This window comes from Aquabacterium olei (assembly GCF_003100395.1).
Taxonomy (GTDB): domain Bacteria; phylum Pseudomonadota; class Gammaproteobacteria; order Burkholderiales; family Burkholderiaceae_C; genus Aquabacterium; species Aquabacterium olei.
Window position 1 is genome coordinate 1253203 of record NZ_CP029210.1, and the last position, 19867, is coordinate 1273069.

The 19867-nt window shown below is 70.0% G+C and carries 15 protein-coding genes; 6 read left to right on the forward strand and 9 right to left on the reverse strand.

Translation table 11 applies throughout. The annotated features are described in order from the left end of the window. Position 1: 1 nt before the first annotated feature. From DEH84_RS05600 to DEH84_RS05615, 4 genes are read right to left on the reverse strand one after another with little or no spacing between them, the layout of a single operon-like run. On the reverse strand, positions 2–634 hold the full coding sequence (locus DEH84_RS05600; RefSeq protein ID WP_109035533.1) for a glutathione S-transferase family protein: 633 nt from the start codon (positions 632–634) through the stop codon (positions 2–4). Between the two features lie 56 nt (positions 635–690). Beyond that, the gene (locus DEH84_RS05605; RefSeq protein WP_109035535.1) at positions 691–1698 is read right to left on the reverse strand and encodes a cytochrome d ubiquinol oxidase subunit II; all 1008 of its coding nucleotides are present in this window, start codon (positions 1696–1698) and stop codon (positions 691–693) included. A gap of 1 nt (position 1699) precedes the next feature. Next, positions 1700–3085, reverse strand: a complete 1386-nt coding sequence (locus tag DEH84_RS05610; protein WP_109035536.1) for a cytochrome ubiquinol oxidase subunit I — start codon at positions 3083–3085, stop codon at positions 1700–1702. A 4-nt stretch (positions 3086–3089) separates the two neighbouring features. Next, a complete protein-coding gene (locus DEH84_RS05615) occupies positions 3090–3653 on the reverse strand; it encodes a GbsR/MarR family transcriptional regulator (protein ID WP_218929763.1) in 564 nt (187 codons plus the stop codon). 210 nt (positions 3654–3863) lie between these two features. Between DEH84_RS05615 and DEH84_RS05620 the strand changes: the two genes are divergently transcribed. Next, on the forward strand, positions 3864–4169 hold the full coding sequence (locus DEH84_RS05620) for a hypothetical protein (protein ID WP_109035538.1): 306 nt from the start codon (positions 3864–3866) through the stop codon (positions 4167–4169). 122 nt (positions 4170–4291) lie between these two features. Here DEH84_RS05620 and DEH84_RS05625 read toward each other — a convergent pair whose 3' ends face one another. Together DEH84_RS05625 and DEH84_RS05630 are read right to left on the reverse strand one after the other, a co-directional pair. Next, positions 4292–4528 carry a cysteine-rich CWC family protein gene (locus DEH84_RS05625; RefSeq protein WP_109035540.1) on the reverse strand — a complete coding sequence of 79 codons (237 nt, stop codon included), beginning with the start codon at positions 4526–4528 and terminating at the stop codon, positions 4292–4294. A 90-nt stretch (positions 4529–4618) separates the two neighbouring features. Further along, on the reverse strand, positions 4619–5362 hold the full coding sequence (locus DEH84_RS05630) for an HDOD domain-containing protein (protein ID WP_159098875.1): 744 nt from the start codon (positions 5360–5362) through the stop codon (positions 4619–4621). 158 nt (positions 5363–5520) lie between these two features. On the opposite strand from DEH84_RS05630, the gene DEH84_RS05635 reads away from it, so the two are divergent. After that, a complete protein-coding gene (locus tag DEH84_RS05635) occupies positions 5521–7179 on the forward strand; it encodes a carbamoyltransferase family protein (RefSeq protein ID WP_109035544.1) in 1659 nt (552 codons plus the stop codon). 131 nt (positions 7180–7310) lie between these two features. Further along, a complete protein-coding gene (locus DEH84_RS05640; protein WP_159098876.1) occupies positions 7311–9374 on the forward strand; it encodes a S8 family serine peptidase in 2064 nt (687 codons plus the stop codon). Here DEH84_RS05640 and DEH84_RS05645 read toward each other — a convergent pair. Next, positions 9349–9804, reverse strand: coding sequence for a flagellar basal body-associated FliL family protein (locus DEH84_RS05645; protein WP_109035548.1), 456 nt, complete (start codon positions 9802–9804; stop codon positions 9349–9351). The two genes, DEH84_RS05640 and DEH84_RS05645, sit on opposite strands and share 26 nt — an antisense overlap. A gap of 275 nt (positions 9805–10079) precedes the next feature. On the opposite strand from DEH84_RS05645, the gene DEH84_RS05650 reads away from it, so the two are divergent. The 3 genes from DEH84_RS05650 to DEH84_RS05660 are packed head-to-tail and all read left to right on the forward strand — an operon-like array spanning position 10080 to position 17541. After that, positions 10080–11345: an MdtA/MuxA family multidrug efflux RND transporter periplasmic adaptor subunit gene (locus DEH84_RS05650; protein WP_159098877.1), complete on the forward strand. Its 1266-nt coding sequence runs from the start codon at positions 10080–10082 to the stop codon at positions 11343–11345. A gap of 26 nt (positions 11346–11371) precedes the next feature. Next, entirely contained in the window at positions 11372–14464 is a 3093-nt protein-coding gene (locus DEH84_RS05655) for an MdtB/MuxB family multidrug efflux RND transporter permease subunit (protein ID WP_109035552.1), read from the forward strand. Next, a complete protein-coding gene (locus DEH84_RS05660) occupies positions 14461–17541 on the forward strand; it encodes an efflux RND transporter permease subunit (protein WP_281262560.1) in 3081 nt (1026 codons plus the stop codon). Before DEH84_RS05655 ends, DEH84_RS05660 begins: the two co-directional genes overlap by 4 nt. On the opposite strand, the gene DEH84_RS05665 is transcribed toward DEH84_RS05660, so the two are convergent. Both DEH84_RS05665 and DEH84_RS05670 read right to left on the reverse strand, forming a co-directional pair. After that, positions 17531–18619 carry a serine/threonine protein kinase gene (locus DEH84_RS05665; protein ID WP_109035554.1) on the reverse strand — a complete coding sequence of 363 codons (1089 nt, stop codon included), beginning with the start codon at positions 18617–18619 and terminating at the stop codon, positions 17531–17533. The two genes, DEH84_RS05660 and DEH84_RS05665, sit on opposite strands and share 11 nt — an antisense overlap. A 39-nt stretch (positions 18620–18658) precedes the next feature. After that, positions 18659–19867, reverse strand: coding sequence for an EAL and HDOD domain-containing protein (locus DEH84_RS05670; RefSeq protein ID WP_109035556.1), 1209 nt, complete (start codon positions 19865–19867; stop codon positions 18659–18661).

A 19867-nucleotide genomic window follows, 5' to 3' on the forward strand; every position in this document is an offset into this window, starting at 1 on the left:
GTCAGGCTTTCAGGCTGGGCCGCTCGGCCAGCGCCGCGCGCCAGCGTGCGAGGTGGGGATGGGCCTCACCCGGCTTGAAGCGGATGATGCGTGCAAAGTCGACCAGCACCACGGCGGTGATGTCGGCCAGCGTGAAATGGTCGGTCGCGATGAAGTTGCGGTCGGCCAGATGCGTGTTCAGCGTGTCGAAGAAGCGCAGCGCGCGGGCCAGGCCGCGGGCTCCCAGCTCCGGGATCTGTGGCACCGCGGCCTCGCCGGTCAGGGCCCGGTCCTTCATCGCGGGGCTCGTGTTGCGGAAGGCTTCGGCCACGGCAAGCATCCCTTCGAATTCCAGCCGCGCGTTCCAGCTGGCCACCTGCGCCTTCTCGATGGGCGTGCGACCCAGCATCGGCGGCGCCGGGTAGGCCGCTTCGGCCCAGGCCCAGATGGCGGCGTTGTCGGGCAGCACGGTGCCGTCGTCCAGCTTCAGGGCGGGCACGGTGCACTGCGGGTTGAGTGTCCGGAAGGCCTCGCCCAGTTGCTCACCTCGCACCAGGTCGATCTGCACCGTGTGATGCGGAATGCCTTTTTCAGCCAGCAGGATGCGGGCGCGGCGGGGGCTGGGCGCCGTGGCGCAGTCGTAGAGCGTGATCATGCGAAGCATCGTGCCGGATGCCGCGCACCCGGCCCATGCGGGATACACCCCATGGCTCACCCGTAGGTGATGCCGCTCGTCTTGCCGCCGAACACGCGATAGACGAACACCGTGTAGCCCGCGATCGCCGGCAGGCTGATGGCGGTGCCCACGAGGATGATCTTGAGCGACGACGGTGCGCTTGCGACCTCCCACACCGTGAGCCGGTCGAGCAGCACATAGGGGTACAGGCTGTAGGCCAGCCCGAAGGCCCCGAGCACCAGCACACTGACGGCCAGCACGAGCGGCAGCCACGCGAGCCGGGCCTGCGGCCCACGGATGCGATGCGAGTTCAGCAGCCCGCGCAGCGCCACTAGGGCCATGCCCGCCATCAGGGGCACGGGCAGCAGGGCCAGCAGGTTGGGCAAGGTGAACCAGCGCCCGGCCACCGTGGGACTGACCAGCGGCGTGGCGATCGACACGAGCGCGAGGGCCAGCACCAGGCCCGGCCAGGCGATCTTGGCCCAGCGCACCGCGCGCTCCTGCAAGGCTCCGTCCGTCTTGAGGATGAGCCAGCAGGCGCCCAGCAGCACATAGGCCGCCGGCACCGCGATCGCCACCCCGGCGGCGAACGCCAGCGCCATCGGCCCTTCGGCCAGCCCTGTGACGTAGCGGCCCAGCATCCAGCCCTGCGCCAGCGACGCCAGCAGCGAGCCCGCAAAGAAGGCGGCGTTCCAGAGTGGCTTCTGCTGGGCGCGGGCCTTGACCCGGAAGTCGAAGGCCACGCCGCGCAGGATCAGACCCAGCAGCATCAACGCCACCGGGATGTACAGCGCCTGCAGGATCACCCCGTGCGCCTTCGGGAAGGCGATGAGCAGCAGGCCGACGCCGAGCACCAGCCAGGTCTCGTTGGCGTCCCAGAACGGGCCGATGGAGGAGACCATCTGGTCGCGCTCGGCGTCGTCGTGCGCACGCGGCAGCAGCATCCCGACGCCGAGGTCATAGCCATCGAGCGCCACGTAGGCCAGCATGGACACGCCCATCAGCAGCCAGAACAGCACGGGCAGAAAGGTATCGAAGTCCATGTCAGGCTCCTTGCTGGACCAGGCCCTGCTCGGGCGTCATGCCGGGCACGATGGGGTCGGGGCCCGCGGCATCCAGCGGCTTGCTGGCCAGATAGCGCAACACCGCGATGTAGGCCAGCAGCAGCCCGACATAGAGCACGAGGTAGCCCCCCAGACTGCAGGCGACGGTGGCGGCGGGCGTGGTGGTCACCAGGTCGGCGGTGTGCAGCACGCCGTACACCAGATAGGGCTGGCGGCCCACCTCGGTGACATACCAGCCGGCCACGGTGGCCACCCAGCCCGAGAAGGTCATCAGCGCCAGGGCCCGCCACAGCCACCGGGGCCCGGTGGCCTCGGTGCGCCACCCGGTGCGGCGCAGGCGCCACCAGGCCAGCCAGCTGACGGCCAGCATCAGCATGCCGGTGGCGACCATGATGCGGAAGGCAAAGAACACGGGCTTGACCGGCGGGTGGGCGCCTTCAAACGCCGAGAGGCCCTGGATCTCGCCATCCAGTTCGTGCGTGAGGATGAGCGAGCCCAGCCGCGGGATGCCGATGGCCCAGTCATGACGCTGCTCGGCCTCGTTGGGCCAGGCCATGAGCAGCAGCGGGGCGCCGCGCTCGGTATGCCAGATGCCTTCCATCGCAGCGATCTTGGCCGGCTGGTGCTTCAGGGTGTTCAGGCCGTGCAGGTCACCGGCCAGGATCTGGATCGGAATCAGCACCGCAGCCAGCGTCACGCCCAGGCGCAGCACCTTGGGCGTGGCGGCGTTGGCCCGGCCGCGCAACACCTGGCTGGCTGCCAGACCGGCCAGCAGAAAGGCCACCGTCAGGCCCGACGCCAGCAGCATGTGTGTCAGCCGGTACGGAAAACTGGGGTTGAAGACCACCGCCAGCCAGTCGACCGCGTGCACCTCACCGTTGATCAGCGTGTGCCCCTGCGGCGTCTGCATCCACGAGTTCAGGCTGAGGATCCAGAACGCGCTCATCGTGGTGCCGAAGGCCACCAGGAAGTTGGCCACCAGATGCATGCGCTCACTGACCCGGCCATGGCCGAACAGCATCACGCCGAGGAAGGTGGCTTCCAGGAAGAAGGCGGTCAGCACCTCGTAGCCCAGCAAGGGCCCGGCAATGTTGCCGGCGCGAGCCATGAAGCCCGGCCAGTTGGTGCCGAACTGGAAGCTCATGGTCACGCCACTGACCACGCCCAGCGCGAAGGTGAGAGCGAACACCTTGGTCCACAGCCGCCAGGCACCCAGCCAGGCCGTGTGGCCGGTACGCAGCCAGCGCCATCGCATGAACAGCAGCACCCAGCCCAGGGCGATGCTGATGGTGGGAAACAGGATGTGGAAGGTGATGTTGGCCGCGAATTGCAGCCGCGAGAGCAGCAGGGTGTCGAGGGCGTCCATGGTGTCACTCCGGGTCGCGTTGTCCGGCTACCTTGAGATGGCCGGTGAACTCCAGCAAACGGCCGACCTTCGCGCCCAGTTTCATGAGCTGCGCCAGGGTGCGCGCGTCCATGCGCTGCACGTCGTCGAACCAGGTCATCATCAGCTCGATCAGGTCGTGCATGCCCTGCATGCGCTCCTGGGCGACGCGGTCGTCGTCCGTGGTGGGGGCGGCCATCAGCGCACCGCGCAGCATGGTGAGGGTGGGCTCCACCTCGCGTCGGCGCCGTTCCTCGGCCAGCGTACGGAAGATCTCCCACGCGTCGGACGGGGCCTCGAAGTATTCGCGCCGGTCGCCCGGCAGGTGCTTGAGCCGCACCAGGCGCCACGATTGAAGCTCCTTGAGCCCCATGCTGACGTTGGAGCGACTGAAGGCGAGGGCTTCGGTCAGGTCATCGGCGTTCAACGGCCGGGGCGACAGGTAGATCAGCGCGTAGATCTGACCGACGGTGCGGTTGATGCCCCAGCGGCTGCCCATCTCTCCGAAGTGGGCGACAAAGCTGGCGACGAGGGGCGACATGGTGCTCATGAGGGGAAGAGGGAAGCGAGGGGTGAGGGCATTCTGTTTCGTGATTTTCAGAAAATCCTGAAAACACAAAATTGACCGCGCGAAATGGAGGGGTTAAACGGCAAGCGGTGGGGGCCCTGCGCGCCCGGTGTTTTTTTGTGAACGACCTGTCATCCGGCTGCCGGGGTGCCACGTTGTAGAGACACCGTAGCAAGTGGAAGCCCTCGTTCCATGAACCGTCACACCGAGCAACAGCTGCTGAATTTCTGCGCCGCCCAGCATGGCCGCTTCAATGCCCAGGCCTGGGACACGCTGGAAGGCGTCTCGCCCGAACAGAAGGCTTGTGCCATGCTGCTTCTGGCCCACGCCCGCTGGTATGGCCGTCAGCAGGAGATGCAGTCCCTCGTGGGCGAGCCAAGCCGGCCCCAGGCCGCCGGTCGCCTGAGCGAGCTGGCCAGCCGCGCTGGCTTCAATTGCGGGCGTTTCGCCCAGCGTCTTCAGGCCCGTCTCTGGTCCAGCACCGAACCGAAGCGCTGAGGCGCGACGGACTTATCCCCGCTTCCTGTGGATAAGTCTGTTGGGAAGCCTTGAGCAAACGTCCCCCACCCTGGGAAGCCCGTTGGTCTGCCTCTAAATGTGGCAGTTCCGTGAAGCCGGCGTCAACGATCGGCCGGGGTCGCAGCGGGGAGCCCACCTGCGGTGGCACACCGTTGGCAGATGCAGGCCAGGCCGCGTTTGTCGCGCGGCACGCGGGCCAGCAGTGCCGGGCTGAAAGCCACCGATTTGCACCAGCAGGGGGCGTCCAGCGACCGGGCGCCGGACAAGGCGCAGCCGTTGGGCCCGCCGCACAGGGGGCACACGGCGTCGTTCATGGCGTCAGCGGTCGGCGGCTTCATCGCAGGCTGTCGGGTGTCAGGGGCTGAGAGCACGCAGTGTCCGCGCCGGTTCTCGGTGCGTCCACCCGCGAAAACACCTGCCTCACCCCATCATGCTGTCGACTTCGGCGTCCAGGTCGGCGGCGTGCAGCGCCCGTTCCGCCAGCCAGTCCAGGTTGATGCGGAAGTGGCCCCGAGGTACAGGACACCGCCCAGGGGCTGGAAGGGGCGGGCCTCCCCAGGCCGGCTGGCGGCGGCAAAGCCCTGCAGCAGCGCATCCGGAAACTTCCAGCGTCGGGCCAGCTCGGCCGTCACGTCGGCGTGGGTGCATTGCCAGCGCGCCTGCTCGAGCACGAAACGGTCGCCCGGGCGCGCGACGCTGGCCTCGATCACCGCCACCCCTTCGCGCTCCACCTGCATCATCAGCAGTTGCCCCGTCTGCAGCATCAGGCCGCCGAGGTAGGCCACTTCACCGTCGACCATGGCCGGACGGGCCAGCAGGGCCGCGTAGTGCGCGCAGGCCAGCCCCCGCCGCCAGAAGCGGCGCCGGTCGAGCCCGGGCACCGCCGGGAAGCTGCGTGCCATGCAGCTGGCCATGGCGAGGTTGCGCAGCGTCACCATGCCGAGCGTCGCCGTGGCCTCGCGCAGGCTGCTGATGCTGCGCAACGGGCTGTAGCGTGCCGTGTTGGCCACGCGCAGCACCGAGGCGCTCAAGGCGGGGTCTTTCCCGATCACCAGGGCCAGGTCGTTGAGCGACAGGTTGTCGTCATCAAGGCTGCGCATCAGCTCCATGGCGACCCCGGGCATGTTGGGCAGAACGAGCGAGAACGGGAAGAAGGTGCTGACGGCGCTCATGACGTTAGGCGGGAGCAGGTGCGCCACTCTAGGCGGGCGTCGGCGTGTGCGCCCGTGCAGAAAGCACGTTTCACCGAGGATGTCTGGGCTTTGCAACATCGCCGGGGCCGGGGCTCCTCGGCACGGCGGGGGCCTGCCTTTGCTGCACACTGCGCGCCATGCAGCACAGCGAGATGGTGACCGTGGGATTGCACTGGGGCACGGGCCTGGGTGCGGCCGCCATCTGGGTGGACGGGCGGCTGGCTTTTGCCGCGGCCGAAGAGCGGCTGACGCGGCGCAAGGGCAGCCGCGCCTGTCCGGTGCACGCGCTGGCGGCGGGGCTGCAGATGCTGGGCCTGACCGCCGCGGACGTGCGTCGCTTCGTCGTGGCCGGGGCGTCGACGCTGCAGCAGGATCCGGACTGGCAACACTGGGCGGCCACCCACAAGGTGGCGGCCCCGCGCGTTTTGAGCGTGCCCTTGATGGCGGCGCAGTGGGCGCAGGCCGTCGGGCTGTCACCGTTCGATGAGGCGGCCGTGTGGTGCAGCGAGGCCCATGCCGTCGCTGGCGGCGGTGAGCTGGGGCGCCGCGGTGTGCAGAGCCGGGATGGCGTGCGGGCGGTGAGGGCGGAGCCCGGGCCCCACGGCATGGGCGCGGTGTATGGTGCGGTGACACGCTGGCTCGGCCTTCGCCCCGATGGCGACGAGTGGCGCGTGATGGGCGCAGCCGCATGGGGCGATCCGGGGCGGTATGCGCAGGCCTGGTCTGTGGCCCTGGCGGACGACCCGGAACGCGGCTTGCGGTTCGCCCCTGGCCTGTGGGAGACGACGCCTGACGGTGGCCTGCAGTGGGCACCCGAGCCGGCCGAGACGCTGTTCGGCCCACCCCGTCACCCTGAAGCGCCTTGGGAGGCCGCCAATTTCGATCTGGCGGCGTCCGTTCAGGCCCTGGCTGAAGGCCATGTGCTGGCCCGGCTGCACGCCCTGCATGAGCAGACCGGCCTGCGCCGGGTGTGCCTGGGCGGCAGCGTGATGTTGAACTCGCTGGCGAATGGGCGGGCCGCCCTGGAAGGGCCTTTCGATGCCGTCTACGTGCCGTTCGCCCCGGATGCCAGTGGCTGCGCCATCGGCGCCGCCTTGCTGGGGGCGCAGCAGCTGGGCTGGACCGCGCCGCTGGTCGAGCGGGGCGAGGCCGGCGTGAGTTCCTGCCTGGGGCGCGCGTTTGCCGAGGCCGAGGTGATGGCAGCGCTCGACGGGGCGGGCCTCTCCTGGCGCCGCCTGCAGGACGGCGAGCGGGAGGCCGAGGCCGTGGCCCGTCTGCAGCAGGGGCAGGTGCTCGGCTGGTTTCAGGACCGGGCCGAGTTCGGCCCTCGGGCGCTGGGGGCCCGCTCCATCGTGGCCGACCCGCGCCAGCCCGGCATGCAGGACCGCATCAACCGGGCCGTGAAGTTCCGCGAGGCGTTCCGACCGTTCGCCCCCGCGGTGCTGGCCTCGGCCCAGCCGGACTGGTTCGAGGGCACGCGGCAGCCCGCCTCGCCCTACATGGACAAGGTGCTGCCGTTCAGGGCTCACCGCCGGGCCGAGGTGCCGGCCGTGGTGCACCGCGACGGCACCGGGCGCCTGCAGACGGTGGATGCGCACGCGCCAGCCCGGTGGCGGGGGCTGATCGAGGCCTTTGCCCGGGCCACCGGCGTGCCGATGTTGCTCGACACCTCCTTCAATGTCGATGGCGAGCCGGTGGTGGACAGTCCGCAGGACGCCGTGCGGACCTTCCAGGCCGCCGGGCTGGATGCGTTGTTCATCGGCGACCTGGTGGCGGCCCGCCCGCCGTGCGCTTGATCGGCGGCAAATGCGGGTCATACGTGACATTCGTTGCATCGCCGGGGCGTGGACGTGTCGCGGTTGACATGCGCGTTTCGCGCGGTGCGACTACCATCTGTCCGCAATCCGTGAACCAGGCTGCTCCCTCCATGCCCCTCCTTCCTGTCTCGCCGTGGCGGCGACTCGGCGCGCTGGCGCTTTCTACCTTGTTGGCGACACCGCTTGTGTCGCAGGGGGCGCTGGCCGCGTCTGACCTGCCCGGCACCGCCCGCGTCATCGTCAAGCTGCGTGCCGACAGCGACCTCGCCACCGTCAGCCAGCGGCAGGCCGCACAGGGGCTGGCCGCCGACGAACCGAGGCCGATGCGTCGACTGGGGCAGCGCGCCGGACTGGCCCTGACCGACGGGCGGCAGGTGGCGCCCCGCATGCACGTGGCCATGGCCAACGGGATGACCGCCCGTGATCTGGCCGCCCGCCTGGCAGCTCGCAGCGACGTGGAGTACGCCGTCGTGGACGGCTGGCGCCGGCCCGGTAGCGTGGCGGAGCCGACCGACCCGATGTTTGCCGCGAGCGCGACCGCTGCGCTGCCTGCCGGGCAGTGGTATTTGCGAGCGCCCACCCCCACCCTCAAGGCCGCGATCAACGCGCAGGCAGCCTGGTCGACGCTGGGGACCCGCGCTGGCCTGAATGCGGTCGGCAGCAATTCGGTGGTCGTGGCGGTGCTGGACACCGGCGTGCGCTTCGATCACCCGGATCTGAGCAGCAAGCTGATTTCACCGGGCTACAGCATGGTGGCCGAGGGCACGCGGGCCGGCTATCCCGGTGGCGGGCGTGTGGCCGATGCGTCCGACCTGGGCGACTGGCTGACGCAAGCCGAGATCACTGCCAACCCTTCGCTGTATGACGATTGCGAGGTGCGGCCCAGCAGTTCGTGGCACGGCACGCAGGTCAGTGGTGTGCTGGGCGCCAGCAGCGACAACGGCGTCGGCATGGCGTCGGTGGCGTGGGAGCCCCGCCTGCTGCCGGTGCGCGTGCTGGCGAAGTGCGGGGGGTACGACTCGGACATCATTGCCGGCATGCGCTGGGCTGCTGGGCTGTCGGTCAACGGCGTGAGCGTCCTGAGCAGCACCTCGACTGCCCGGGTGATCAACCTGAGCCTGGGTGGCACGGGCACGTGTTCGGCGGCCTACCGCGACGTGGTGGCCGAGCTGACCGCGCGAAACGTGGTGGTGGTGGCCTCGGCCGGCAACTCGGACGGCGAGGCCGTGACGGTGCCCGCCAACTGCCCCGGGGTGATTGCCGTGGGCGGCCTGCGGCACGTGGGCACCAAGGTCGGGTATTCGGCGCTGGGCCCGGAGGTGACGCTGAGCGCACCCAGCGGCAACTGCGTGAACTCGGCGTCCGACTCGAACTGCGAATACCCGATCCTCACCACGTTGAACAGCGGTACCACCACGCCGGTGACCGGCAGCGGTGGCGCGATCTACAGCAGCAGCACCAGGCCCACCTACGGCACCAGCTTCGCGGCCCCTCAGGTGAGCGGCGCCGTGGCACTGCTGCTCAGCGCGCGGCCCGAGCTGACGCCGGCTGCGGTCGCGCAGATCCTGCGCAACACCGCCCGGGCGTTTCCGAGCGCCGGGGGCAGTTCGGGCACCCCACGGTGCACGGCACCGGTGGCGGGCTCGAAGCAGCTCGAGTGCCATTGCACGGAAACCACGTGCGGCGCCGGCATGCTGGACGTGGGCCAGGCCGTGGCTGCGGTCGACCAGCCGGTCGCCGTGGTGTCCACCGGTGGCGCCACGCTGTACCCAGGGCGCGCCATCACACTCAGCGGTGTCGGCTCGATGGGCAGCACCGCCACGGCCCAGATCACGAGCCACAGCTGGAGCCTGCGGGACGGGGGCGGGATCGTCACCGCGTTGTCGGGTGACACCAGCACCGCTTCCGTGACGGCCACCCCCTCGGCGGCGGGCAGTTTCAAGGTGCGCTTGACTGTGACCGATGACCAGGGGCGCACCGGCACCTCGGACCACCTCGTGCACGTGGCGAGCGCCGTCGTGGCACCCAGCAGCAGCAACGGGGGCGGCAGCTCGGGCGGTGGAGGCGGCGGCCGCATCGACGTGGCGGCCCTGCTGGCCCTGGTGCTGGTGTGCGCAGTGGCCGCCAGCCGGCGCCCCGCGCGGGTGTTCAGGGCACCAGCACGTAGTCGCTGAAGGCCACGCGCTGCACGCGCGCGTTGATGTGCTGGCGTGCGAGGTGGTCGTTCACGCTGCGGCGGATCTCGCGTGACATCTCGCGCATGCCGTCCGGCCCGACCACGTCTTCGGCGCTCAGTTCGGCGCCCAACTGGGTCACCATGGACTTGAAGGCGGGCGTCAGCGGGGCCAGCACCGCCTGGGCGTCCTTGTCGCTGACCTGCAGGCTCACCTCGACGCGCACGAAGCTGCCATCGGCCAGTTGGGGTGTCATGCGCCCCAGGTCGACCCAGGCCGGGCGCGGGCGTGCCGGGTCTTCGGCGGGCTTCTGGGTGTAGAACCAGACGCCCAATCCGAGCCCCAGCGTGGCCAGCCCGATGCCAAGGCCCACGAGCCAGTCCTGGCGGTCGCGGCGGGGCGGGGTGGTGGCAGGGCGGTCGGTCGGCATGCGTCAGGTCCTCTGGGCCAAGTGGTCGAAAACGCAAAGCTTAGGGCGCCGGCCGCCGATTGTGGGCGGCACACCGCGCCCGCGTGCGACATCTGCACGCTCGTGTGCGGCGGCGTGGCATTCACGAAACTTTTCTGTGTGAGGCACGGCCGGGTCATGTGGCGGTGCGACCATGCACGCTTTGACACAATGCGGGCGCAGCCCGGCCCCTTGCCGGGCACCGGATCACAGACTACGCAATGACAGCGACGACGGCGAGCGGGCAGCAGGCCCGGATGGACCGAGGTGGACAGCAGGGGCGCATGCGCTGGGTGGGCCTGCTGGCGCTGGCTGCCCTGTTGGCGGCCCTGGGTTGGTGGTGGGCGCAGCGGGGGGCAGACCCGAAGGCTGACACCGCTGCCGTTGCGCGCGGGCCCGCGGGCAAGACCCCGCCCGGAGAGCGCCGACGCGGGGGCCGGGGTGGCAATGACAAGCCCGTGCCTGTACGAACCGGCGAGGTCGTGCGCCAGGACATGGATGTGGTGCTCGATGCGCTGGGCACCGTGACGTCCACCGCGACGGCGACCGTGCGGGTGCGGGTGGACGGGCTGCTGCAGTCGGTTCACTTCACAGAAGGCCAGCAGGTGAAGGCGGGCGATGTGCTGGCCCGCATCGACCCCGCCCCGTTCGAGGTGGCGCTGGCCCAGGCACAAGGCCAGCTCCAGCGTGACCGGGCCCTGCTGGACAACGCCCGTCTGGCCGCGCGCCGCCTGGCCGAGCTGGTGCGGCAGGACGCCGCTTCGCAACAGGAGCTGGAGGCGCAACAGGCGCAGGTCGCGCAGTTCGAGGGCACGATCAAGATCGACCAGGCTGCGGTGGACGATGCCCGGCTGAAGCTGGGCTACACCCGCGTCACGGCGCCGGTCTCGGGCCGCATCGGCCTGCGTCAGGTCGACCCGGGCAACATGGTGCGCAGCACCGACACCAGTGGCCTGGCGGTGATCAACCAGGTGCAGCCGATCAGCGTGGTGTTTGCGCTGCCGCAGGACCAGATCGGGGCGCTGAATGGCCGCCCGGATGGCCTGGAAGTGCAGGCGTTCGACCGTTCGGGCGGCCGCCGGCTGGCGGTGGGGCGGCTGATCGCGGTGGACAACCAGATCGACGCGACCACGGGCACGGTCAAGCTCAAGGCGCGGTTTGCCAATGCGGACGGGGTGCTGTTTCCCAACCAGTTCGTCAACACGCGGCTGCGCGTGAACCGTCTGACCGGTGTGCCGAGCATTCCCGAGGCGGCCTTGTTGCGAGGGGCCAAGGGCACGCACGTGTATGTGGTGGAGGGCGGCAAGGCCCGCATGCAACTGGTGCAGATCGGCCCGCGTGACCGGGGACGTGTGGCGGTGACCGAAGGCCTGAGCGGCGGCGAGCAGGTGGTGGTGGACGGCAGTGAGCGGCTGGAAGACGGCAGCGCGGTGGACGTGGTCCCAGCCGGGGCCGCCGCGGCCTCTGCGGCGTCGACCGCCTCCGCGCCCGGCGCCGCGCGCCGCGGTCGGCCCGCGCACTGACACGTTCACGCTGACCGGATGCCCGCATGAACCCGTCGCGCCTTTTCATCGAGCGGCCGGTGGCCACCACGCTGCTGATGCTGGCCCTGCTGCTGGTGGGCCTGCTGGGCTGGCGGCAGCTGCCCGTGGCCGCGCTCCCGCAGGTGGATTACCCCACCATCCAGGTCGTGACGCTGTACCCCGGTGCGAGTCCGGACGTGATGGCGTCGGCCGTGACCGCGCCTCTGGAGCGCCAGCTGGGGCAGATGCCCGGCCTGGCGCGCATGGCGAGCACGAGTTCGGGTGGCGCTTCGGTGATCACGCTGCGCTTCAACCTGGGCTTGCCGCTTGACGTGGCCGAGCAGGCCGTGCAGGCGGCACTCAACGGGGCCGCGACCCTGCTGCCGACCGACCTGCCGATGCCGCCCATCTACAACAAGGTCAACCCGGCCGATGCGCCGGTGATGACCCTGGGCGTGACCTCCAGCAGCCTGCCCCTCACCCGGGTGCAGGACCTGGTCGACACGCGGGTGGCTCAGAAGATCTCGCAATTGCCGGGCGTGGGGCTGGTGGCACTCTCGGGCGGGCAGCGACCGGCCGTGCGCATCCAGGCCAACCCGGCGGCGCTCGCTGCGCTCGGCCTGACTCTGGATGACGTGCGCACCGCCATCGGCAACGCCAACGTCAACCAGGCCAAGGGCAGCTTCGACGGCCCGTCTCAGGCGGCCACGATCGACGCCAACGACCAGTTGCGCTCGGCCGCCGAATACCGCGACCTCGTCATCGCCTGGAAGAACGGCGGACCCATCCGCCTGCGTGATGTGGCCCAGACCGTGGACGCCGCCGAGAACACGCGCCTGGCGGCCTGGGCCAACGATCGGGCCGCGGTGGTGCTCAGCATCCAGCGGCAACCGGGTGCCAACGTGATCGAGACGGTCGACCGCATCCACGCGCTGCTGCCCGAGTTGCGCGCGGCGCTGCCGTCCACGGTGCAGCTCACCGAGCTGAGCGACCGCACCACCACCATCCGCGCCTCGGTGTCGGCCACGCAGTTCGAGCTGGCGGTGGCGGTGGGGCTGGTGGTGCTGGTCATCCTGCTGTTTTTGCGCAATGGCCGCGCCACGCTGATTCCGGCCGTGACGGTGCCGCTCTCGCTGGTGGGCACGCTGGCCGTGATGGCCTTGCTGGGCTTCTCGATCAACAACCTGACGCTGATGGCGCTGACGGTGGCGGCCGGCTTCGTGGTCGACGACGCCATCGTGGTGGTCGAGAACATCGCGCGCTATGTGGAGGAGGGCGAATCGCTGATGCAGGCGGCGCTCAAGGGCAGCGAGCAGATTGCGTTCACCATCATCTCGCTGACCCTGTCGTTGATTGCCGTGCTGATCCCGTTGCTGTTCATGGGCGATGTGGTCGGGCGGCTGTTCCGCGAGTTCGCCGTCACGCTGGCGGTGGCCATCCTCATCTCGGGTGGGGTGTCGCTGACGCTGACGCCGATGATGAGCGCCCGGCTGCTGCAGCCTCACCGCGCACAGCGCGAGAACGCCTTTTTCCGGTTCTGCGGTCGCGTGCTCGATCGGCTGGTGGCGCAGTACGACGCGGCGCTGAAGGTGGTGCTGGCGCATCAGGGCACGACCCTGCTGGTGGCGCTGGGCACCGTTGCCGTTACCGCGGTGCTGTACCTGTGGGTGCCCAAGGGCTTCTTTCCGGCGCAGGACACCGGGGCGCTTCAAGGCATCACGCTGGCCGGCCAGTCCACCTCGTTTGCGGCGATGGCCGACCGGCAGCAGGCCCTGGCCCGGGCGCTGCTGGCCGATCCAACCGTGCACGGTCTCAGCTCGCACATCGGTGTCGATGGTCAGAACCCCACGCTCAACAGCGGTCGGCTGCACATCACGCTGGCGCCGCATGCCGAGCGCAGCGAGCCGGCCGAGGTGGTGATGCAGCGGCTGGCCGAGCGCGCGCGCGCCGTGCCGGGCATCGACCTGTTCCTGCAACCGGTGCAGGAGCTGGGCATCGAAGACACGCTGAGCCGGGGGCAGTTCCGGCTGGTGGTGCAGAGCGCGCGGCCGGAAGAACTCTCGCGCTGGGTGCCGACGCTGGTCGAACGGCTGCGGACCCTGCCCGAAGTGCAGGACGTGAGCAGCGACCTTCAGGAGGAGGGGCTGCAGGCGTTTGTGGAGATCGATCGCGAGGCCGCCGGCCGCCTGGGCGTGACCGTGGCCGCCATCGACAACGTGCTCTACAGCGCCTTCGGGCAGCGGATGATCTCCACCATCTTCACGCAGGCCGCGCAGTACCGCGTGATCCTTGAGGCGGCGCCGTCCTTCCAGGTCGGGCCGCAGGCGTTGGATGACCTGTATGTGCCGGCCAGCGCACAGGGTGGGGCGCCGGTGCGGCTGTCCAGCGTGGCGCGGGTGGTGGAACGGCCGGCCACGCTGGCCATTCACCACGTGGGGCCGTTCCCCGCCGCCACGTTGTCCTTCAACCTTTCACCGGGTGTGGCGCTCGGCGAGGCGGTGGCGGCGGTCGAGGCAGCCCAGGCCGAACTGGGCCTGCCGGCGTCGGTGCAGACGCGCTTCGACGGCGCGGCACTCGCGTTCCGCGACTCGTTGTCCAGCACGCTGTGGCTGGTGCTGGCGGCCATCGTCACGATGTACATCGTGCTCGGCGTGCTGTACGAGAGCTTCATCCACCCGGTCACCATCCTGTCCACGCTGCCATCCGCGGCCGTGGGCGCGCTGCTGGCGCTGCTGCTCAGCGGGCGGGACTTGAGTCTGATCGCCGTCATCGGCATCGTGCTGCTGATCGGCATCGTCAAGAAGAACGCGATCATGATGATCGACTTCGCGCTGGATGCCGAACGCACGCGCGGCCTCGCGCCCCGTGACGCGATCTACGAGGCCTGCCTGCTGCGCTTCCGGCCCATCCTGATGACGACGATGGCGGCCCTGCTGGGCGCCTTGCCGATGATGCTGGGCACCGGCGTCGGCGCCGAGTTGCGCCAGCCGCTGGGCATCACGCTGGTTGGCGGGTTGATCGTCAGCCAGGTGTTGACGCTGTTCACCACGCCGGTGATCTACCTCGGCTTCGTGCGCGTGCAGGGCGCCTGGCAACGTCGGCGGAGGGCCTCGGCATGAAGGCCCTGCCGTCGGCCTCGATGGCGTCGCTGTCGGCGCTGTTCATCGGCCGGCCCGTGGCCACCGTGCTGCTGACGCTCGCCATCGCGCTGGCCGGGCTGCTGGGCTGGCGTCTGCTGCCCGTGGCCGCCATGCCGCAGGTCGATTCGCCCACCATCGTCGTGTCGGCCAGCCTGCCGGGCGCCAACCCCGAGACCATGGCCAGCAGCGTGGCGACGCCGCTGGAGCGCAGCCTGGGCCGCATCGCCGGTCTGACCGAGATGACCTCGACGTCGAACACCGGCAGCACGCGCATCACGCTGCAGTTCGACCTGGACCGCGACATCGACAGCGCCGCCCGCGAGGTGCAGGCGGCCATCAATGCGGCCCGAAGCCTGCTCCCCACCGGCCTGCCGGGCAACCCGACCTACCGCAAGGTGAACCCCGGTGACGCGCCCATCATGATCGTGGCCATGACCTCGCCGCGACACAGCCGCGCGCAGATGTTCGATGCGGCCTCCACCATCCTCGCGCAGCGCCTGTCGCAGGTGAAAGGCGTGGGGCAGGTGGACGTGGGCGGCGCTTCGCTGCCCGCCGTGCGCGTGACGGTGAACCCGCAGGCGCTGGCCGCCATGGGCCTGGGCGTCGAGGAGGTGCGAACGGCGCTGACGGCGGCCAACGCGCGCCGCCCGCAGGGCATGGTCGAGGACGGCCCGCGCAGCTGGCAGCTGGGTGCATCGGATCAGGCGCCGGATGCGGCCACGCTGGCTCCCACCGTGGTGCGATGGCGCGGCGGATCGGCCGTCCGCCTGAGCGATGTCGCCGAGGTGCGTGACAGCGTGCAGGACGTGCGCAGCGCCGGTTACGCCAACGGCGAGCCGGCCGTGGTCCTCACCATCCGCCGGCAGCCGGGCGCCAACGTGATCGAGACGGTCGACGAGATCCGCCGCCTGCTGCCCATGATGGAGGCCTCGGTGCCCGCCGACATGCAACTGCAGGTGGTGATGGACGCCACACGTTCCATCCGCGCGAGCCTGGAGGAGGTGCAGCGCGCACTGGCCATCTCGGTGGCGCTGGTCATCATGGTCGTGCTGCTGTTCCTGCGCCATCGGGCGGCCACACTGGTGCCGGCGGTGGCGGTGCCGGTGTCGCTGCTGGGTGCGCTGGCCGTCATGGCGCTGGCCGGGCTCAGCCTCAACAACCTGTCGCTGATGGCGCTGACGGTCGCCACCGGCTTCGTGGTCGACGATGCCGTGGTGGTGCTGGAGAACATCGCGCGTCATGTCGAGCGCGGGCTGCAGCCCATGGCCGCCGCCCTGCTCGGTGCGCGCGAGGTGGGCTTCACGGTGGTGTCCATGAGCCTGTCGCTGCTGGCCGTCTTCATCCCCATCCTGTTCATGGGCGGCCTGGTGGGGCGCCTGTTCCAGGAGTTTGCGATGACGCTGGGCGTGGCGGTGGCCGTGTCGCTGGTGGTGTCGCTGACGACCACGCCGATGATGGCCGCGCGCCTGCTCAAGGCGCGACCCGCCGCGCAACCCACGGCGCCCGAGCCGGGTTCCGCCCAGGATGGCCTGGGGCGTCGTGCCTACGCCCGATCGTTGGGCTGGGTGCTGCGCCACCCGGCGCTGGTGGGCGTGGCGCTGGCCGGCACGGTCGGGCTCACGGTGTGGCTCTACCTCACCATCCCGAAGGGCTTTCTGCCTCGGCAGGACAACGGTCGCCTGATGGGCGGGCTGGTGGCCGACCAGACCGTCTCCTTCGAGGCACTGCAGGCCAAGCTTCAGCAGGCCATGCGCATCGTGCAGGCCGACCCGGCGGTGGCGCACGTGGTGGGCTTCACCAGCAGCGGCCAGCGCAACAGTGCCAACGTGTTCATCGACCTGTTGCCGCTGCGGGAACGCGATGCCGACGCCGAGGCCCTCATCACCCGCCTGCGCGCCGAACTGGCCCGGGTGCCGGGCGCGCGGCTGTATCTCTGGGCTCCGCAGGACGTGCGTGTGGGGGGCCGCAGTGCCAACGCGTCGTACCAGTACACCCTGCAGTCGACCGATCTGGCGCTGCTGCGGCAGTGGGAGCCGGTGGTGCGCAAGACGCTGGCGTCGGTGCCCGAACTGATCGACGTGAACACCGACGTGGCCGATGGCAGCCCGCAGGTGTCGCTGGTGGTCGATCGTGAGGCGGCGGCCCGACTGGGCGTGAACTTCCGGCACCTCGACAACACGCTCTACAGCCTGTTCGGCCAGCGCCAGGTGGCCACCATCTATCAGCCGCTCAACCAGTACAAGGTGGTGCTGGAGGCGCAGCCTTCGTTCACCAGCGGGCCGGCGTCGCTGTCGCAGGTCTACCTGTCATCGGCCAGCGGGGTGCAGGTGCCGCTGTCGGCCCTGGCACGCTGGGTGCCCACCACCGCCGCCATGTCGGTCAACCGGCAGGGCAGTTTTGCGGCCAGCACGGTGGCCTTCAACCTGCCCGAAGGCGTGGCACTGTCCACCGCGCAGCAGGCGGCCGAAGCGGCGCTGGCGAAGCTCAACCTGCCGGCCGAGCTGCATGGCGGCTTCCAGGGCACCGCACGCGCGCAGCAGGCCGCCACCGACAGCCAGCCGCTGCTGATCCTGGCGGCCATCATCGCGATCTACATCGTGCTGGGCGTGCTGTATGAAAGCCTGCTGCACCCGCTGACCATCCTGTCGACGCTGCCGTCGGCCAGCGTGGGCGCCTTGCTGGCGCTGATGGCCACGAAGACGGAGTTCAGTCTGGTGGCCTTCATCGGCGTGGTCCTGCTGGTGGGCATCGTGATGAAGAACGCGATCATGATGATCGACGTGGCCCTGGCCGTGCAGCGCCATGAGGCCCTGGACGCCCGCGCCGCCATCCACAAGGCGGCCGTGCAGCGCCTGCGGCCCATTCTGATGACGAGTGCCGCCGCCATGCTCGGGGCCCTGCCACTGGTGCTGGGTGGGGGCGAGGGCGCCGAGTTGCGCCGCCCGCTCGGCATCGCCATCGTGGGCGGGCTGCTGCTGAGTCAGCTGCTGACGCTCTACACGACGCCGGTGGTGTTCCTCGGCCTGGAGCGGCTGAAAGCCAGGCTCAGTCGATGAGCCAGCTGGGCGTGTCGTCCACGCGGGACATCAGGTCGATCTGCTGACGCAGGGCGTCCGCCTGCTGTTGCCAGTACACGCCGGAATCGAACCAGGGGAAGGCGGCGGGAAAGGCCGGGTCGTGCCACCGGCGCGCAATCCACGCGCTGTGGTGAATCAGACGCAGCGTGCGCAGGGGCTCGATGAGCTTGAGTTCGCGCCAATCGAACTCGCACACGCTTTCGTAGCCATCGAGCAGGGCATCGAGTTGCCGGGTGCGCTCGCTGGCCTCGCCACTGAGGAGCATCCAGAAGTCCTGAACGGCCGGGCCCATGCAGGCATCGTCCAGGTCGACGAAGTGGGGGCCTTCCGGCGTCCAGAGGATGTTGCCAGGGTGACAGTCGCCATGCAGGCGGCGCAGGCGCAGGCCGTCCACGCGGGCAAAGGCCTCGTCGGCCAGGTCCAGCGCCTGGTCGGCCACGGCCAGCCATTGCGGGCGTTGATCGGGCGGCAGCAGCGGGCAGTCGGCTAGGCTGTCGCGTGCGGCCCGGCCGGTCTCGGCCACGCCCATGGTCAGGCGGTGCGCAAAGGGGCGGCGGGCGCCCACGGTGTGCATGCGGGCGAGAAAACGGCCCAGCCAGCGCAGCACATCCGGGTCTTCCAGTTCGGGGGACCGGCCGCCCCGGCGGGGTGAGAGCGCCAGCCTGTGCGCACCCAGTACCCCCAGCGTGGGCGGCGTCCCCATCAGGCGCACCGTGCCGGGTGGCCCGCCAGCGGCTTCGGCGGGCACGCGCTCGGGCACCAGGGCCAGCGGCAGCGGGGGCACGGCCGGCACCTCGGCGTCGAGCAACTCCTGGGCGAAGGCGTGCTCTTCGAGGATCTGTTCGTCCGTCCAGCGGCCGGCGCGGTAGAACTTGGCCACGGCCATGCCGCCGTCTTCCAGTCCGATCTGGAAGACGCGGTTTTCGTAGGAGTTCAGCTGCAGCAGCCGCCCGTCGACGCGGTGCCCGAAGGCCTCGATCGCGTCGAGGACGAGATCGGGCGTGAGGTCGGCGTAGGGCGTGTCGCCGGTGGCGGGCGGGGCATCGTGGTCGGGCATGGACCGATTAGGCCACACCCGGCGTGAACGCTTTCGGGCTCAGTCCAGCTCGGACGCGACCGACAGGGCCTTGAGCACGGCGGTGTTGATGTCGCCTGCGCCCATCAGCATGTTGTCGGCCGCCTCGCGGATGTCGAACAGCGTGCTGCCTTCCAGTGCGCGCACGAGCTTGAAGTAGGGCTCGTAGGGGCCCGTGCCTTCGGCCAGCGCCTGGTAGACGCGCTCGGGCACCGGGATGGTCTTGAGCAACTGCGGGAAGGGCTGCATGAACATGCGGTCGAGCAGCGAGAACACGCCGCAGATGAACAGCTCGCTGCGTGTCTCGTCGTCGGCGTGGGCGGACCGGGCCAGCTCCTCCATGAGCAGGCCGCGGCGCACGGCGGCAAACATCACCGGGCGCATGTTCGGATCCTTGCTGGCGGTGGCCAGCAGCAGGGCCAGCCAGCGCTTGAGGCGCTGGTAGCCCAGAATCATGATCGCGTGGCGGAACGACCCGATCTCGACCGACAGGCCGAAGGCCGGCGAGTTGATGTAGCGCATCAGCTTGTAGGCCAGGGGCGGATCGCGCTTGATCGTGTTCTCGAGGTCTTCGATGTCGGCCTGGCGTTGCACCTGGTCGATCAGCTGCACGATGACCTGCAGCGCCGGCTGGTCGGCAGGCTTGCCGCTGTCCTGGATGGCGTCATCAATGGGCCAGCCGAGCACGGCCACGGCGCCGCGACGGAAGCTGACTTCCATGTCGCCCACCGTCTCGACGCCCGACTGCACGTGGGTGATGTGGCGCACCAGCCCTTCCGGGTTGAAACCCACGCCGCCAGTGGCCTGGTCGACCCGACGGTCTTCGTGAAAGTCGATGATGGCGTGCTTGAAGCAGGGCAGCACGTCCCGGGGCAATTCCTGCAGCGGGCGGCCCTTGAGCAGCAAGGTGCTGCCGTGCGCGTGCAGCGTGCAGATCGCGTCGACGTTGGCCGGATCGGCGGCCATGAAGGCCGGGATTTCGATCAGCATCTGCTTGCCGGGGCGGGTCTGCATCAGGTCGTGCAGCAGCGTTTCGCTCACGACGTTGAGCCAGACGGCCGGACCGTCGGCGGGCCAGACCGTGGCCAGGGCATCCATCAGGGCCGACGGGTCGAGGCGCTGGCCAGGTGTCAGCGGAAAAACGGACAGCCGCGTGGCGATCACGTTGCGCTGTCGGTCGATGACCGGGCTGTAGGCCAGCGCGGTCTGCGAGAGGATGGGGTGGTCCAT

Bases quoted from the DNA above. Each gene is read 5' to 3' on its own strand.
- DEH84_RS05600 (WP_109035533.1), bottom strand. From the start codon at position 634: ATGATCACGCTCTACGACTGCGCCACGGCGCCCAGCCCCCGCCGCGCC.
- DEH84_RS05605 (WP_109035535.1), bottom strand. From the start codon at position 1,698: ATGGACTTCGATACCTTTCTGCCCGTGCTGTTCTGGCTGCTGATGGGC.
- DEH84_RS05610 (WP_109035536.1), bottom strand. From the start codon at position 3,085: ATGGACGCCCTCGACACCCTGCTGCTCTCGCGGCTGCAATTCGCGGCC.
- DEH84_RS05615 (WP_218929763.1), bottom strand. From the start codon at position 3,653: ATGAGCACCATGTCGCCCCTCGTCGCCAGCTTTGTCGCCCACTTCGGA.
- DEH84_RS05620 (WP_109035538.1), top strand. From the start codon at position 3,864: ATGAACCGTCACACCGAGCAACAGCTGCTGAATTTCTGCGCCGCCCAG.
- DEH84_RS05625 (WP_109035540.1), bottom strand. From the start codon at position 4,528: ATGAAGCCGCCGACCGCTGACGCCATGAACGACGCCGTGTGCCCCCTG.
- DEH84_RS05630 (WP_159098875.1), bottom strand. From the start codon at position 5,362: ATGAGCGCCGTCAGCACCTTCTTCCCGTTCTCGCTCGTTCTGCCCAAC.
- DEH84_RS05635 (WP_109035544.1), top strand. From the start codon at position 5,521: ATGCAGCACAGCGAGATGGTGACCGTGGGATTGCACTGGGGCACGGGC.
- DEH84_RS05640 (WP_159098876.1), top strand. From the start codon at position 7,311: ATGCCCCTCCTTCCTGTCTCGCCGTGGCGGCGACTCGGCGCGCTGGCG.
- DEH84_RS05645 (WP_109035548.1), bottom strand. From the start codon at position 9,804: ATGCCGACCGACCGCCCTGCCACCACCCCGCCCCGCCGCGACCGCCAG.
- DEH84_RS05650 (WP_159098877.1), top strand. From the start codon at position 10,080: ATGGACCGAGGTGGACAGCAGGGGCGCATGCGCTGGGTGGGCCTGCTG.
- DEH84_RS05655 (WP_109035552.1), top strand. From the start codon at position 11,372: ATGAACCCGTCGCGCCTTTTCATCGAGCGGCCGGTGGCCACCACGCTG.
- DEH84_RS05660 (WP_281262560.1), top strand. From the start codon at position 14,461: ATGAAGGCCCTGCCGTCGGCCTCGATGGCGTCGCTGTCGGCGCTGTTC.
- DEH84_RS05665 (WP_109035554.1), bottom strand. From the start codon at position 18,619: ATGCCCGACCACGATGCCCCGCCCGCCACCGGCGACACGCCCTACGCC.
- DEH84_RS05670 (WP_109035556.1), bottom strand. From the start codon at position 19,867: ATGGACCACCCCATCCTCTCGCAGACCGCGCTGGCCTACAGCCCGGTC.